The organism is Rossellomorea sp. y25, assembly GCF_038049935.1.
Lineage (GTDB): Bacteria > Bacillota > Bacilli > Bacillales > Bacillaceae_B > Rossellomorea.
On the sequence record NZ_CP145886.1, the window covers coordinates 1,656,020 to 1,670,532 of the forward strand.

Consider the following 14,513-nt stretch of genomic DNA (forward strand, 5'->3'; position numbering starts at 1 on the left):
AGATTATGAATATGTCAAAAATTTTAGAAGTCAATAATCTACACGTCTCCTTCAATACGCATGGAGGAGAAGTTCAGGCTGTCCGTGGTGTAGATTTTCATTTAGATAAAGGTGAAACACTAGCGATCGTTGGTGAATCTGGTTCAGGGAAATCAGTTACTACGAAAGCTCTAATGAGATTAATTCCAAATCCTCCAGGCTTTATTAAAGGGGGGGAAATGTTATTTGAGGGTAAAGATTTAGCAAAGTTACCTGAAAAGGATATGCAGAAAATTCGCGGTAAAGACATTTCTATGATTTTCCAAGATCCAATGACGTCTCTGAACCCAACGATGACGATTGGTAAGCAAATCATGGAACCGCTTGTGAAACACCAAAATATGAGTAAAAATGATGCGAAAAAACGCGCCATCGAGTTACTTAAATTAGTAGGTCTTCCTAGTCCGGAAACACGTTTCAAGCAATATCCCCACCAGTTTTCCGGTGGTCAGCGTCAGCGTGTCGTCATCGCGATTGCTTTGGCATGTAATCCAAAGATCCTGATTGCAGATGAGCCTACAACAGCATTGGACGTAACGATTCAGGCACAAATTCTTGAGCTGATGAAAGATCTGCAAAATAAAATTGATACATCAATCATTTTCATCACACATGATCTTGGTGTTGTAGCAAATGTGGCTGACCGTGTGGCGGTTATGTATGGTGGTCAAATCGTAGAAACAGGTACTGTGGATGAAATCTTCTACGATCCACGTCACCCTTACACGTGGGGATTGATCGGTTCGATGCCTACAACAGAAACTGAAGGTGAACAAGAATTAGTTGCTATCCCCGGTACACCGCCGGATCTTTTAAATCCACCTAAAGGAGATGCTTTTGCCCTCCGCAGTGAATATGCTTTAAAAGTGGATTTTGAACAAGAGCCGCCATATTATCAGGTTTCTGATACTCACTATGTGAAGTCGTGGTTATTGCACCCTAGTGCTCCAAAAGTTGAGCCACCTGAAATCGTTAAATTAAGACAAAGACAAATGCCTTCTAATTACAAAGAGCCGGTACTTGTTGAGGGGGTTCGTTCATAATGGCAGAAAAGTTATTAGAAATTAAGAATTTAAAGCAGTACTTTAACCCTGGTAAGCCGAATATGGTTAAAGCTGTTGATGATATCAGCTTTGATATATATAAAGGTGAGACCCTTGGTCTGGTAGGGGAATCCGGATGTGGTAAATCTACGACTGGTCGTACGATTATTCGTTTGTATAATGCCACAGACGGTCAAGTTCTATTTAATGGTGAGGACGTTCACGGTAAAAAGTCACGTTCACAGTTAAAGAAATTCAACCGTAAAATGCAAATGATCTTCCAGGATCCCTATGCAAGCTTGAATCCTCGTATGAAGGTAGCTGATATCATTGCAGAAGGTATCGACATTCATGGATTGGCTTCTTCTAAAGAAGAACGTTTGAAAAAGGTTCATGATTTACTTGAAACAGTTGGTTTAAATAAAGAGCACGCTGGTCGCTACCCCCATGAATTCTCAGGTGGTCAAAGACAGCGTATCGGGATTGCCCGTGCCCTTGCGGTGGATCCAGACTTCATTATTGCCGATGAGCCGATTTCCGCTCTTGACGTCTCGATCCAGGCACAGGTTGTTAACCTGATGCAGGAATTACAAAAAGAGAAGGGCTTAACGTACTTATTTATCGCCCATGATCTATCCATGGTAAAATACATCAGCGACCGTATCGGAGTGATGTACTATGGTAAATTAGTCGAATTGGCTCCAAGTGATGCGCTTTACAAAAACCCTCTTCACCCTTATACTCAGTCACTCTTATCAGCGATTCCATTACCGGATCCTGAGTATGAGCGCACACGCAGAAGAAAAGAGTATAATCCTTCTGTTCACAACTATACAGAGGAAGATAATCTTGAAATGCGTGAAGTGGCACCTGGACACTTCGTATATTGCTCAGACAAAGAATTTGCGCAATATAAAGCTCAGTACAAAAACTAAAATTCTTTTTAAAAGCTCCCTTTAATGAGGGGAGCTTTTTTTATTGAATGTTTGATGTATTCTATTTGTACATGAAAATAATACAATATAATGAAGATATTTAATTTCCTTGGAAATTTCGACAGATTAGGAGTAATACCCCTTTTCTTTCAAGTTATTTCCTTGTTAGAATAGTATAAGGTGTTACATATTTTACTAGATAGCTTATTTAATAGAGGAGAGGTTTATTTTGAAATGGAGTAAGGTAGCGACATCCTTATGTTTAATCACAATGTGCGCATTGCCGTTCCAAACAGCGAGTGCTGAAGGAGACGGGGCGGCAGCCCACGAGAAGAGAAGTCTTTCTTTAAGTAAGAAAGAGATAGCAAGTCCCGCCCCAAGGTTTGCATATGATTCCGGCTTTACATTTGAATATCCTGATGCGGTGAGAGGGGTTTATGTTACAGGTCACTCTGCTGGTGGAGCGAGATTTGAAAGTTTAACGAAACTAATGGATGATACGGATCTGAATGCCATGGTTATTGATATTAAAGATGATCACGGTTATGTTACATACGAACCTGAAGAATCTTCACCATACGCTAAAGTAGGGCAACCCTATATCAAAGATCCCAAAGCAATCTTAAAGGTACTTGAAGAAAAACAGATTTACCCGATTGCCAGGGTCGTTGTATTTAAAGATACGATTTTGGCGAACGAAAAACCGGAATTATCCTTTAAAGATGGAAGTCAGGTATGGAAAAACGGCAGGGGAGAATCCTTTGTGAACCCATTTCTGAAAGAAGTATGGGACTATAATGTAGGGATAGCGATTGAAGCCGCGAAGATGGGATTCCAGGAAATCCAATTTGATTATGTTCGTTTCCCTGAAGGTTTCGAGAAGCGTGATGGTGAGCTGAAGTACGACGGAGGCGAGTATGCAAGTAATGATACCGATAACGTACAAAAACGTGTGAATGCTGTTACGGATTTTGTAGAGTATGCCCGTGAAAAGCTGAAGCCTTATGGCGTAAAGGTTTCTGTCGATATCTTCGGGTATACAGCAACTCTTCCAGAGGCACCGGGTATCGGGCAGAATTTTTCGAAAATATCTGAGAATGTTGATGTGATTTCTTCGATGATTTATCCGAGTCATTGGACGCCATATTTCGGAATCGCAAAACCTGATTTACAACCTTATGAATTGGTTTCTGAGTATGCGAAGCTTGAAAAATCTAAATTAGCGGAATTGGAAAACCCGCCTATATCAAGACCGTGGCTGCAGGACTTTACCGCTTCCTGGTTAGGCAGTGGAAACTATAAAGCCTACGGGAAGGCAGAGGTTGAGGCGCAAATTAAAGCATTAAATGATCAAGGAATCAAAGAGTTCCTTTTATGGGATGCGGGGAATACGTATACAGAAGGTGTTGACTACACACCATAAGCCGCAAGCCTGCCCTGTCATTTACAGGGCAGGCTTTTCTGTTTTCATTGGTACTATGTATGATTTAAGCTTTTCGATTTGAAAAAATGCTCATCTATTGTTATGATTAATATATTGGTAAGATTAACCGCTTTCAACCACATTACCCTCTTCATAGGCGTTCAAGCCTGTGATTCCGTACTTTTATCCCACGGATAAGACTAACATCTAACATAAACATTTTTTTTCTGAGAAAAATAATTGTATCCCGTTAGTCAATGTCACCCAAAATTCTTTTAAAGGAGTAGATCCATGCATTGGTATGAAAAGTTAAATCAGTATTTCCCGGTAGAGGAAATGAAATCAAAAGAACATCTTGAGTCATTACTCAAAGAAAGAAGTGACATCTATCATAAAGATGAGGGGCCACACCACGTACTTATGTATGCGGAACTTGATGACTTTATCTTTATTGATTATCTTTTTGTCTCAAAGGATGCGCGGGGACAAGGCTTAGGTCATAAATTACTTGAGAAGTTAAAAGAAAAGAACAAAGCCATCATTTTAGAGGTAGAGCCCGTGGACTATGATGACAGCGATACGGAGAAGCGCTTGAAGTTTTACAAGCGTGAAGGCTTCGAGCATGCTGTTAGTATAGGATATGCACGTCGTTCTCTCGCTACAAACGAAATCAATGAAATGGAAATCCTTTATTGGGCTCCGAATCAAGAGTCAGAAGACCTGATCTTCAACTCTATGAAGAAAACATATGAATTAATCCATACTTATAATGACAAGAAGTTTTATGGAGCGTCATACCAGCCGGTTGAAGAAGTCTTGAAGCAAGATGAAGATCGTGATGGGGATGTACTGAAAAACCTCTAAATGTAAAAGAACCTTATTGTTCATTCGCAATAAGGTTTTCTAAATGAAAATATGGAAATGTTCTATATCATGTTTATTCTCTTTTTGAACCGGGTAAAGCGTTATTAGAAAGAGATCATATGACGTATGTTAAACCTATGTATAGGAAATTTGACAAATTAGTTAAAACTATGTTCAAGGGACAGTAATTCATGTATAATACATAATAGAGATTTCTTATTTAAACTAATTTTAATTAACAGCTTTTGTTTAAATAAAATACTCTATATAATAAAAAATCCTTAAGGGAGTGTGAATGATTCGTGGTTACATTATTCACTTCACCTAGTTGTACATCTTGTCGTAAGGCAAAAGCTTGGTTAGAAGAGCATGAAATTCCATATACAGAGCGAAACGTATTTTCTGAGCCATTAAGCATTGATGAAATCAAGGAGATCCTTCGTATGACTGAGGATGGAACAGACGAAATTATCTCAACCCGTTCTAAGACATTCCAAAAGCTTAATGTAGATTTAGAAACTTTACCACTTCAAGAACTGTTCGAGCTTATCCAGAAAAACCCTGGGCTTTTAAGACGACCAATCATATTGGATGAAAAACGTCTTCAGGTAGGATATAATGAAGATGAAATCAGACGATTCCTTCCAAGGAAGGTTCGTACGTTCCAACTTCTAGAAGCTCAAAGAATGGTAAACTAAAGGATCCTTTCTTTCTCACGCATTCTTTATGTATGAGAATATATAAGTAAAAGGGGCTGACCCTTTAAGGAACGTTGCGTATCCTTTGGGGTCAACCCCTTTTATATTAGATTAAGTATTAACACTTGAATTTTCTGCAAATATTCGCTAAAATGTCAAAAACGCGTTAAATAGTGTGATTTGTGAAGAAAAAAATGGGTGTTATTTTTATTCCATTTTCAGTGTTTATATCATAAAATAGAAGTACAAGGTACAAACTAACCTAAATGTATCTTCTATCTTCACCAGCAATCGGGCTTAAAGCTCAGAGGGTGTAGTCCCTTCACTAACATCATGCAAGAAGGGAGAGGTGTTAAATGGAAATCGAACGCATTAATGAAAATACCGTCAAGTTCTATATTTCCTATGGGGATATAGAAGATCGCGGCTTTGATCGTGAGGAAATCTGGTATAATCGCGAAAGAAGTGAAGAACTCTTCTGGGAAATGATGGATGAGGTTCATCAAGAAGAAGATTTCGGTATAGAAGGACCGCTATGGATTCAAGTTCAAGCGTTAGATAAAGGGCTTGAAGTACTCGTTACAAGAGCTCAGGTTTCAAAGGATGGTCAGCGATTTGAGTTACCTATTCCAGAGGATAAACTCAAGGAACTTCCTGTAGATGAACGCATTGAAGAACTTTTGGATCAGCATTTCCAAATCAAACAAGATCAAGATGGAGAAGCTGAAGTAGCACTGGATTTCACGTTGAAATTTAATGATTTTGAAGATGCGATTTCTCTGTCCCATCGGATGAAGGATATGCCATTAGATCATCTGGAAACAAAGCTGCTTGCATTCGAAAATAAATATTTTATTTACGTCAAATTTTCAGAAGAGCACTTCTCGGAAGAAAATATCGACAATATGTTAAGTATACTGCTTGAATATGCGGATGAGTCACGAATGACCGTTCATCGCCTTGAAGAGTATGGAAAAGTAGTCATTAATGAACATGTGTTTGAGACATTAAGTGGACACTTTTCGTAAGGACAATACCGGTTTCATTTAGAAATCGGTATTTTTTTATTTATTTGTATCATTAAGCCAGTGGAAGGTGTTAGAGGTATGAAAAATACTGTGAGAGTCCTCCTATTTATTGCTGTTCTGGTGTTAAGCTATATACTTTATTTTGATCAATACCTATCAGGTATGGTGAAGTATATTAGTTTGGTTTTTACATTCTCCGTAATTGTTATCGGATTCCTTATCTTCTTTGAGAATCGTCATCCTACTCAAACATTAACATGGTTAGTCGTATTAGGTGCTTTTCCCATACTTGGTTTTATCTTTTATCTATTGTTTGGCCGTAACTACAGGAAAGAGAAAATGTATCAGAAGAAGTACATATTGGACAAGGAAACTTATAATAAATATGAGCCTGGTCCTAAGGAAATGAACGCTGATATGTTTGGCATGTTCCAGGAAAAGCACTTTCAGCTTGCTCAGCGAATAGGGAACAGTGCCATTTCTTTTTCTAGTGAAACCAAACTTTTAACCAATGGTACTGAGACATTCGGGGAAATCCTTAAGTGGTTAAAGACTGCGAAGCATCATATTCATATGGAGTATTATATTGTCCGGCATGATGATATAGGAAATCAGATTAAGGATATTCTTATTGAACGGGCGAATAATGGTGTGAAAATTCGCTTCCTTTATGATGCGGTCGGGGCTTGGCAATTATCAAAGGACTATATTGCTGAATTAAAAGATGCAGGGATAGAAGTGGTTCCGTTTGGCCCCGTAAAAATCCCTGTACTTAATAATAAGTTCAACTTTAGAAATCACCGTAAGATTATCGTTATTGATGGAAGTATTGGATTTGTTGGGGGCCTTAATATTGGCGATGAGTATTTAGGCAAGAATCCTCAGTTTGGCTTTTGGAGGGATACCCATCTATTTGTAAGGGGTGAAGCCGTACGGACGCTGCAGCTTATCTTTCTTCAAGATTGGTATTATATGACGAATGATGATTTCTTAACTCCAGGGTATTTAAGCCCGGATCCAATGGAAAATACGAACGATGGTGGAGTTCAAATGATTGCAGGAGGACCGGATAATGAATTGAGCGTTCTGAAAAATATTTTCTTCTCAATGATCACTTCTGCAAGAAAAAGTGTATGGGTAGCATCACCTTATTTCATACCGGATGAAGATATTTTCTCAGCTCTGAAAATTGCAGCCTTAAGTGGTGTGGATGTAAGACTTTTGGTGCCGCATAAACCTGATAAACGAATTGTGTTTCACGCTTCAAGGTCTTATTTTCCCGATCTTCTTGAAGCAGGAGCCCGAATTTTCGAATATCAAAAGGGCTTTATGCACAGCAAAATTGTGATTGTAGATGAAGAAATGGCTTCGATTGGTACTTCAAATATGGATATGAGAAGTTTTCATTTGAATTTTGAAGTCAATGCATTTCTTTATAAAACAGAAAGCACGAATTCACTTGTGAAAGAATATTTACATGATCTAGAGGATGCAGAAGAACTACAGTTGGAAGAGTTTCAAAAAAGACATCTTGGCTATCGCTTATTAGAATCCACTTCCCGCTTAATGTCACCTCTTTTATAAGAAGAAGCCTTCAAGTGATTTATTAACTTGAAGGTTTTTTTGCAGGAATTTCACTTTTTTTGGCGAATGATTGTAGGAGGAGGTGTTCTATGTTAACAGCTGTATTTCAAGAGAAGGTGTTGTCAACCATTCATTATTCAAGAGAGGAATTGATAAGTCTGCGAAAAAAGAGTCTTCCATTCCGCTGTCCCCACTGCTTATCCCCATTGAACCTGCGGATTGGAAAACAGAAAGTTCCACATTTTGCTCATCACCCACAGTCTCATTGTAAGATAGGAAAGCAGCATGAGTCTCCCCGACATCTACTCAGTAAGCAACTTTTATATGACAGGTTAAAATTGCATTTTAAAGAAGTAAAGGTTGAGCATTATATTAAAAATCTTCAGCAAATCGCTGATGTATATGTAAAAACAGAATCGAAAAAAATAGCCGTTGAAATCCAATGTTCCTCTATTCCCATTTCCGATATCTTCTCCAGAACACAGGGTTATCAAAGAGAAGAGATCACTCCCCTATGGATTCTCACCCAGCCAGTTAAGAAAAAAGGAAACTTGCATTTACCTTCATTTCAGCAAGCATTTATCCGATACTCGCCCCAATTACACTACTTTCTCCTCCATTTTTCTCCTGAAGAAAGAAGATTCCAATTATTTACTCATCTCATTCCTGTTTCAGCATCAGCGTTTATTAGTGCCGCTCCAGTCAGGATACCCATTGAGGAATTCACTCTTCCATTATCCATTCCACATCCTACAGTCAATCGCCCACACCTTTTAAAAAATTGGAATCAATTCCGAATGAAGTGGATCTATAATAAACTTCATTATGGTAACGCAAAAGATGATTTATTTTTACGGGAAGTTTATCGAGAAGGGGATACTTTTTTATATTTGCCTTTGTTCGTTGGTATACCGGTCTTACCTCATGGACTACAATTCAAGAATCATTCGGTCGAATGGCAATATTATATATGGAAGGATTGTATGAAGAAGGAACTCTTTTTTTCAGAGGAAAGAGTGGTTGAGGTGATAAAGAAGAGAATAGATAGAGGATATTTAGAGTTTCGTTCGCTTCCTTTAGTAGGGGTGGGGGGGCTGCTCGAGGAAATAGTGAAAAGCTATTTGACCCTGCTAGAAGACATGAAGGTTGTTAGAACGTTGGAGAATGGTGATCTTCAGCTATCGGAGCCATGGATGTGTCCAGACAATTTCCCAGGTTTCGAACGGCATCAGCATGATTTTTTTCCTAAATGGAAGCATATATTAAAAAAGGTCTAACAAAGATTGTTTTGTTGCAGGAAAATCTTAGATAAGAGAGAATGTAACTATAAGGAATTTTCTGTAGATTTCAGAATGGAGGATGTATATGTCAAAAGATACAGCTACGAAAAGTCTGCCTGGTAGAAAAGAGGTAGAGGAGAAGTTAACGTGGAGATTGGAAGATATATTTGAAAGTGATGAAGCGTGGGAAAAAGAATATAAAGAGATAAAAGAATTGACCGACAAAGCAGACGAGTTTAAAGGAACATTAAGGGATAGTGCAGATCAGCTATATAAAGCATTTGCCTTTCAGGATGAAATTATGGAACGTATGGGTAAGGTTTATACATATTCTCATATGCGCTATGATCAGGATACAACGAATTCTTACTATCAGGGTCTCGATGACCGCGCCAAAAGTCTTTATACACAATTAGGAAGTAAATTTGCCTACTTAGTACCCGAAGTGCTATCGATTGAGGAAAGTAAGCTGCAAGGGTTTCTTGACGAAAAAGAAGATCTGAGGAAATACAAGCATGCTTTAGAGGAAATTAATCTACAGCGCCCACATGTTCTATCAGCAGAGGAAGAAGCACTGCTTGCTCAGGCCTCTGAGGTGTTCAGTGCTGCGAGCAATACGTTTGGTATGTTGAACAATGCAGACCTGGAGTTTCCAAGCATTAAAGATGAAAACGGAGAAGAAGTTGACATCACACATGGCCGTTTCATCCGTTTCCTGGAAAGCAGTGATCGGCGTGTCCGGGAAGAAGCGTTCAAGAAAGTATATGAAACATACGGGAAATTCGAAAATACCTTTGCCTCTACATTAAGTGGAGCAGTGAAGAAAGATAACTTTGTGGCAAACGTAAGACATTATGATTCAGCAAGACATGCAGCATTATCAAATAACAATATTCCTGAACAGGTGTATGATAATCTTGTTGATACTGTCAATAAAAACCTTCATTTGCTGCAGCGGTATGTGAAGCTTCGTAAAAAAGTATTAGGTTTGGATGAAGTTCACATGTATGACTTATATACGCCTCTTGTGAAAGAAGTCAAGATGGACATCAGCTATGATGAAGCACAGGATATGATTCTTGACGGCTTAAAGCCTTTGGGTGATGAATATGCCAATGTCCTGAAAGAAGGCTTTGACAATCGTTGGGTGGACGTAGTCGAGAACAAAGGAAAGAGAAGCGGGGCATATTCTTCAGGAGCATACGGAACAAATCCGTATATCCTTATGAACTGGCAGGATAATGTGAATAATCTATTTACACTTGCTCATGAGTTCGGTCATAGTGTGCACAGCTATTATACGCGGAAAGCCCAGCCTTACACCTATGGTCATTACTCCATCTTTGTTGCTGAAGTGGCCTCTACGTGTAATGAAGCACTATTGAATGATTATCTATTAAACACAATTGATGATGAGAAAAAGCGACTGTACCTCCTAAATCATTATTTAGAAGGATTCAGGGGAACCGTTTTCCGTCAAACCATGTTTGCAGAGTTTGAACACCTCATTCATAAGAAAGCCCAAGAAGGAGAAGCTCTTACATCTGAATTCTTGACGAAAGAATATTATGAATTGAATAAGAAATATTTCGGAGAAGACATTTCGATCGATGAAGAGATCGGATTGGAATGGGCTCGAATACCTCACTTCTACTACAATTACTATGTTTATCAATATGCGACTGGATTCTCTGCAGCGACAGCTCTCAGTCAGCAAATTCTTGAAGAAGGAGAGCCGGCGGTGAAACGCTACATCGACTTCCTCAAAGCTGGAAGCTCTGACTACCCGATTGAAGTCCTGAAAAAAGCAGGGGTGGACATGACAACCTCCAAGCCGGTTGAAGACGCGTGCAAGGTCTTTGAAGAAAAGTTGAATGAAATGGAAGAACTGCTGGAGAAACTTCAATAATTAGATTGGTGTAAGTATACAGTTCCAAATGAAAACCCCCAGAGGATAAGGAATTCCTTATCCTCTGGGGGTTTTTTATAGTAAAAAATATTTGCAAGTTGAAGGTCCGTCCCTCATTTCAATGATTTGAATCCCCTGAAGCGGTTGCGGTTTCCAAGGGAGTGGAAGAAGAGTAGGAGTGAGAGAAAGAGAATGGGGGATGTTATATAGATTGGAACCAGACGCATGAGTCCGAGTATGTTTATGAAGAAGCTGATCAGGATCAACAGCAGGAGGACTGCGTATTTCATTTTTAAAGCCATATCATTTCCCTCCGGTGATAAGTTGTCTTGTATCTATGTATATGAAAGAGTAGAGGGGAACATGTATGGATTTTGACAATATTGTGAAATACCATACAAACAACTTGCCAATACAAGTGGATGCGTGATATATTATCAGTGTGAAGTTGATCACAAGCAAACATATACCCCTTTGTTTGACCGTGAAAAATTTCTCCCATCCCCTTTGTTCGTATTGAAAAACCGATGTTGGAAACAACATCGGCTTTTCTTGTTTATAGGCTTATTTTAATTATACTGAAATAATTAATCGCTTATATATTTCCAGAAGGTCCCATGTTTTGCAGGGAGCCTTTTTACTTTTTGCTGAAGTGTCCATTTCTTCATTTGCTTTTCTACCTCTTCTATAGATAAATCATAGACAACGGCTATTTCCTTCGATGCGACAACACGATAATATTTCATGAATACTTCCAGTGGAGGCAAGGGCTGCTTTTCAGGTTTTGACGCAAGCATCTCTTCAATAATATGAACATAGACCTCATAAGAATACAATCCCGTGATCTTTAAACCTTCATCTTCAATATTCTCATTAAAGAAGACTAGCGTCGGAATTTCTTCCACTTCCATCTCTGACGTGATCTTGACATCGCATTGAAACGCTTTGGATGCAGAAGAGGAGTTAATATCGTTCATAAATTCATTTAGATCAAGCTTTGCTGCCTGTGCACATTCCTTTAGTACCTCAATGTTCGAGATGTCTTGTTTCTGCAGGAATAATCGTTCTTGTAAAAATCTTAAAAAGCGAATTCCCGAATGCTTTCCTTGAAGCTCTGCTGCTTTAATGGCGAATGAAGCCAGGTAAGGAGAATCAATCGGATTATCAATCCATAAGCTTCCGTCACACGACATTCCGGAGCGACTCGCTGTTTTATCCCATTGCTGAGCTAAATCTTCCTGCTTTCGTTTAGTTGCAAGGTTTAAGGAGGCGAGCTGTCCGCTTAAGATATAGCGGATACGAAAGTATTGTCCGTATTCAATGTGTAATTTCTTTAGGATTGGTTCAAGCGCCCAGCATTCCGGGCAAAGAGGGTCAACAAACATATATATTTCTAGAGGTTTCTTGTTACGTCCACATCCTTTAAGGTGATGCCAGCTATTTGTTCTAGTCAATGGCAGAGCCCTTTGGTGTTTCTGTATTTACCATATGATGGGCGGTTAATACCAGCCTGTGAAAAAAGTCATCCCTTACTGGACCCTCTAGATTGACCTCATCCATTGCCTCATGCATACAGCTTAACCAAGCCTTTGCCCGTTCCTCTGTGATGGGAAACGGAAGATGTCTTGCACGCAGCATAGGGTGACCATGCTCCTCTGTGTAAATCGCAGGACCACCTAAATATTGAGTTAGAAATTGTTTTTGTTTGCGAGCTGTCTCGGTTAAATCATCCGGAAAGATGGGTGCCAACTTGGGATGATTCGCTACTTTATTATAAAAAGCTTCAACGAGCATGGAGAGTTTCTTTTCGCCGATAAGATTATAAGGCATTTGTGGTTTCTCGACCATAAGAATGACTCCTTTTTACTTAGATTGTATGTTTATTCTAGCAAGCATTCATTTATATCTCAAACAAATCGCCTTACATCAACTTATTATTCCTAAATTAGTGTAGCCTTCTTTCTGGTGTATATCCTGATTTATTAGAGATTTGCAGGAATGGTTCAGGTGAATTTAAGAGGAGCTAGGGCTATCAGACTATAGGTCTTTGTCTTACGTCTGAATACGAAAATACAGAAGAAAAGGCTGACCAGGAGATAAAGGTCAGCCATCTTTTGGGATTTAGGTGAAATATCGATCGGTCACTTTCTTTACATAAGCAGTGGTTTCTTTAAACGGTGGGATGCCGTTATATTTGTCGACATTTCCGGGACCTGCATTGTAAGCTGCAAGAGCCAGGGGGATGTCCCCATTGTATTTATCGAGCATTTGCTTCAAGTATTTCGTTCCGGCAAAAACGTTTTCTTCCGGGTCAAAGATGTTCTTCACACCGAGCCCTCGTGCTGTACTCGGCATGAGCTGCATTAAACCTGATGCACCTGCAGGGCTGACTGCATTAGGGTTGAAGTTGGATTCTTGTTTTATTACTGCTTGAATCAGTTTTTTAGGCAGGCCAAAGTGATCGGCTGCACGAGATATCATTGCATCAATCTCTTGGGGAGCATTCCAGTTCGGTTTGTTCACAGCTGAAAGTTCACGAAGAGGTGATGAAACCGAGAAGGTTGTTTTGGTTCCAAGCGCCTCTTTAACGGAACCTAATGTTTGATTCATATTTAAGTTGTTCTGCTCAGTGTGTAGTGCTTGATTTAATAGTTGATGAAATAACTCACTGGATCGGCGAGTGTTTTGTTGAACAGAAGATACTGATCCCAAACTGTTTAGAGCTTGTAAATCCATCATCGTTTTCAACAGTTGAACATTCATGAGTATAACTCCTCTTCTGGAAAACATTTATTCATATACTATATCGGTTCATGTCAGTCCTGTTTTAATTTTTCCATGTAGAATCGCTTGATTTTATTATCGGTTTTTCGAAGCGGAATGTTTAGTTCCTTCAGTAAGTCAAGAAATATAGATTCTCCTGATTTACGCTCCTTTACTTCATACTCCAGCTCATAGTCTTCTTTTTGTAAGTAAGAGCTTTTGTCAAAGACAAGAAGTCCGTCTTTATAGTCGATTTCAGCACGGCTGGTCGAAAGCGTACCGAAATGCTGAAGGGATTGAATGGGGATTTGAAGGGAATCCAGAACATCTTTGACTTCTCCATCAGGAAATACCCCTTGGTGTAAAAGAGATACCGACTCCTCTTTCGTTAACTTCTGGTTCGTTTCTAAGAGATCGTCATTTAAAGGTGTTTTTAAGGTTAACGTATAAGTCCTGTTCTTCTCCCGAATTCTTAAGGCAGAATGATTATCCTTTAATTGATAGTACGGCGTATCAAAATAGTGATTGTCTTGAGAAATGAAATCCTCATCTTTTATATGAAAATGTGAGGTTAATCGCGTAAATTCATTTTGAGTTACTAGATTCTTGAATTCAATTTCAATTTCCTGTGCCATGAAAAGCATCCTTTCCTTGCATACTGTCCCTCTATTATCTCTTTTATAGGATTTTTTCGCAAAGATTGTTTTATATCATGGGGGCTGCTCTGGCTCTGTCAATCAGTGTGTGCTTGATGGTGAGGGTAACTGCTTCGCTTGCAGCTAGCGTTTGGCGGAGCCTCCTCAGATTAGCCGAACGGGGTCTCGGCACGACCGTTCTTCCGCAGGAGTCTACACAGTTCCCCTCACCATATATAAGAGTTTTTAGTGACAGATCTTATGCAAAAAACAATTGAAAGAAATAGTATTTCTATTATACAAGCTAAAGCC

At 39.1% G+C, this 14,513-nt stretch carries 14 protein-coding genes; 9 read left to right on the plus strand and 5 right to left on the minus strand.

The window, feature by feature from the left end:
* Nucleotides 1-2: 2 nt before the first annotated feature.
* From AAEM60_RS08255 to pepF, 9 genes are all read left to right on the plus strand, one after another.
* The gene (locus AAEM60_RS08255; protein WP_299741277.1) at nucleotides 3-1,082 is read left to right on the plus strand and encodes an ABC transporter ATP-binding protein; all 1,080 of its coding nucleotides are present in this window, start codon (nucleotides 3-5) and stop codon (nucleotides 1,080-1,082) included.
* The gene (locus tag AAEM60_RS08260) at nucleotides 1,082-2,017 is read left to right on the plus strand and encodes an ATP-binding cassette domain-containing protein (protein WP_299740261.1); all 936 of its coding nucleotides are present in this window, start codon (nucleotides 1,082-1,084) and stop codon (nucleotides 2,015-2,017) included. The genes AAEM60_RS08255 and AAEM60_RS08260 overlap by 1 nt, the downstream gene beginning before the upstream one ends.
* Before the next feature lie 271 nt (nucleotides 2,018-2,288).
* A complete protein-coding gene (locus AAEM60_RS08265) occupies nucleotides 2,289-3,440 on the plus strand; it encodes a putative glycoside hydrolase (protein WP_299741278.1) in 1,152 nt (383 codons plus the stop codon).
* Nucleotides 3,441-3,731: 291 nt separating this feature from the next.
* Entirely contained in the window at nucleotides 3,732-4,304 is a 573-nt protein-coding gene (locus tag AAEM60_RS08270; protein WP_341357804.1) for a GNAT family N-acetyltransferase, read from the plus strand.
* A gap of 302 nt (nucleotides 4,305-4,606) precedes the next feature.
* Nucleotides 4,607-5,002: a transcriptional regulator SpxA gene (gene spxA, locus AAEM60_RS08275; protein WP_032089161.1), complete on the plus strand. Its 396-nt coding sequence runs from the start codon at nucleotides 4,607-4,609 to the stop codon at nucleotides 5,000-5,002.
* A 356-nt stretch (nucleotides 5,003-5,358) separates the two neighbouring features.
* Entirely contained in the window at nucleotides 5,359-6,030 is a 672-nt protein-coding gene (gene mecA, locus AAEM60_RS08280) for an adaptor protein MecA (protein WP_299740275.1), read from the plus strand.
* A gap of 78 nt (nucleotides 6,031-6,108) precedes the next feature.
* Nucleotides 6,109-7,614 (plus strand): cardiolipin synthase, encoded by a 1,506-nt coding sequence (cls, locus tag AAEM60_RS08285; protein WP_299740277.1) that lies wholly within the window; start codon nucleotides 6,109-6,111, stop codon nucleotides 7,612-7,614.
* A gap of 89 nt (nucleotides 7,615-7,703) precedes the next feature.
* Complete coding sequence (locus AAEM60_RS08290; RefSeq protein WP_341357805.1) at nucleotides 7,704-8,891, plus strand: competence protein CoiA family protein; 1,188 nt, start codon at nucleotides 7,704-7,706, stop codon at nucleotides 8,889-8,891.
* Nucleotides 8,892-8,979: 88 nt separating this feature from the next.
* Nucleotides 8,980-10,803: an oligoendopeptidase F gene (pepF, locus tag AAEM60_RS08295; protein ID WP_299740280.1), complete on the plus strand. Its 1,824-nt coding sequence runs from the start codon at nucleotides 8,980-8,982 to the stop codon at nucleotides 10,801-10,803.
* A gap of 113 nt (nucleotides 10,804-10,916) precedes the next feature.
* Here pepF and AAEM60_RS08300 read toward each other — a convergent pair whose 3' ends face one another.
* The 5 genes from AAEM60_RS08300 to AAEM60_RS08320 all read right to left on the minus strand — a co-directional run bounded on the left by AAEM60_RS08300 (nucleotide 10,917) and on the right by AAEM60_RS08320 (nucleotide 14,201).
* Nucleotides 10,917-11,105, minus strand: a complete 189-nt coding sequence (locus AAEM60_RS08300) for a hypothetical protein (RefSeq protein WP_299740282.1) — start codon at nucleotides 11,103-11,105, stop codon at nucleotides 10,917-10,919.
* Between the two features lie 285 nt (nucleotides 11,106-11,390).
* Nucleotides 11,391-12,257: a ClpXP adapter SpxH family protein gene (locus AAEM60_RS08305; RefSeq protein WP_341357806.1), complete on the minus strand. Its 867-nt coding sequence runs from the start codon at nucleotides 12,255-12,257 to the stop codon at nucleotides 11,391-11,393.
* A complete protein-coding gene (locus tag AAEM60_RS08310) occupies nucleotides 12,250-12,651 on the minus strand; it encodes a globin (protein WP_341357807.1) in 402 nt (133 codons plus the stop codon). Before AAEM60_RS08310 ends, AAEM60_RS08305 begins: the two co-directional genes overlap by 8 nt.
* Nucleotides 12,652-12,924: 273 nt before the next feature.
* Nucleotides 12,925-13,566: a lytic transglycosylase domain-containing protein gene (locus AAEM60_RS08315; protein ID WP_341357808.1), complete on the minus strand. Its 642-nt coding sequence runs from the start codon at nucleotides 13,564-13,566 to the stop codon at nucleotides 12,925-12,927.
* A gap of 53 nt (nucleotides 13,567-13,619) precedes the next feature.
* Nucleotides 13,620-14,201 carry a CYTH domain-containing protein gene (locus tag AAEM60_RS08320; protein WP_341357809.1) on the minus strand — a complete coding sequence of 194 codons (582 nt, stop codon included), beginning with the start codon at nucleotides 14,199-14,201 and terminating at the stop codon, nucleotides 13,620-13,622.
* Between the last annotated feature and the right edge of the window lie 312 nt (nucleotides 14,202-14,513).

Bases quoted from the DNA above. Each gene is read 5' to 3' on its own strand.
- AAEM60_RS08260 (WP_299740261.1), top strand. From the start codon at position 1,082: ATGGCAGAAAAGTTATTAGAAATTAAGAATTTAAAGCAGTACTTTAAC.
- AAEM60_RS08265 (WP_299741278.1), top strand. From the start codon at position 2,289: ATGTGCGCATTGCCGTTCCAAACAGCGAGTGCTGAAGGAGACGGGGCG.
- AAEM60_RS08270 (WP_341357804.1), top strand. From the start codon at position 3,732: ATGCATTGGTATGAAAAGTTAAATCAGTATTTCCCGGTAGAGGAAATG.
- mecA (WP_299740275.1), top strand. From the start codon at position 5,359: ATGGAAATCGAACGCATTAATGAAAATACCGTCAAGTTCTATATTTCC.
- cls (WP_299740277.1), top strand. From the start codon at position 6,109: ATGAAAAATACTGTGAGAGTCCTCCTATTTATTGCTGTTCTGGTGTTA.
- AAEM60_RS08290 (WP_341357805.1), top strand. From the start codon at position 7,704: ATGTTAACAGCTGTATTTCAAGAGAAGGTGTTGTCAACCATTCATTAT.
- pepF (WP_299740280.1), top strand. From the start codon at position 8,980: ATGTCAAAAGATACAGCTACGAAAAGTCTGCCTGGTAGAAAAGAGGTA.
- AAEM60_RS08300 (WP_299740282.1), bottom strand. From the start codon at position 11,105: ATGGCTTTAAAAATGAAATACGCAGTCCTCCTGCTGTTGATCCTGATC.
- AAEM60_RS08310 (WP_341357807.1), bottom strand. From the start codon at position 12,651: ATGGTCGAGAAACCACAAATGCCTTATAATCTTATCGGCGAAAAGAAA.
- AAEM60_RS08315 (WP_341357808.1), bottom strand. From the start codon at position 13,566: ATGAATGTTCAACTGTTGAAAACGATGATGGATTTACAAGCTCTAAAC.
- AAEM60_RS08320 (WP_341357809.1), bottom strand. From the start codon at position 14,201: ATGGCACAGGAAATTGAAATTGAATTCAAGAATCTAGTAACTCAAAAT.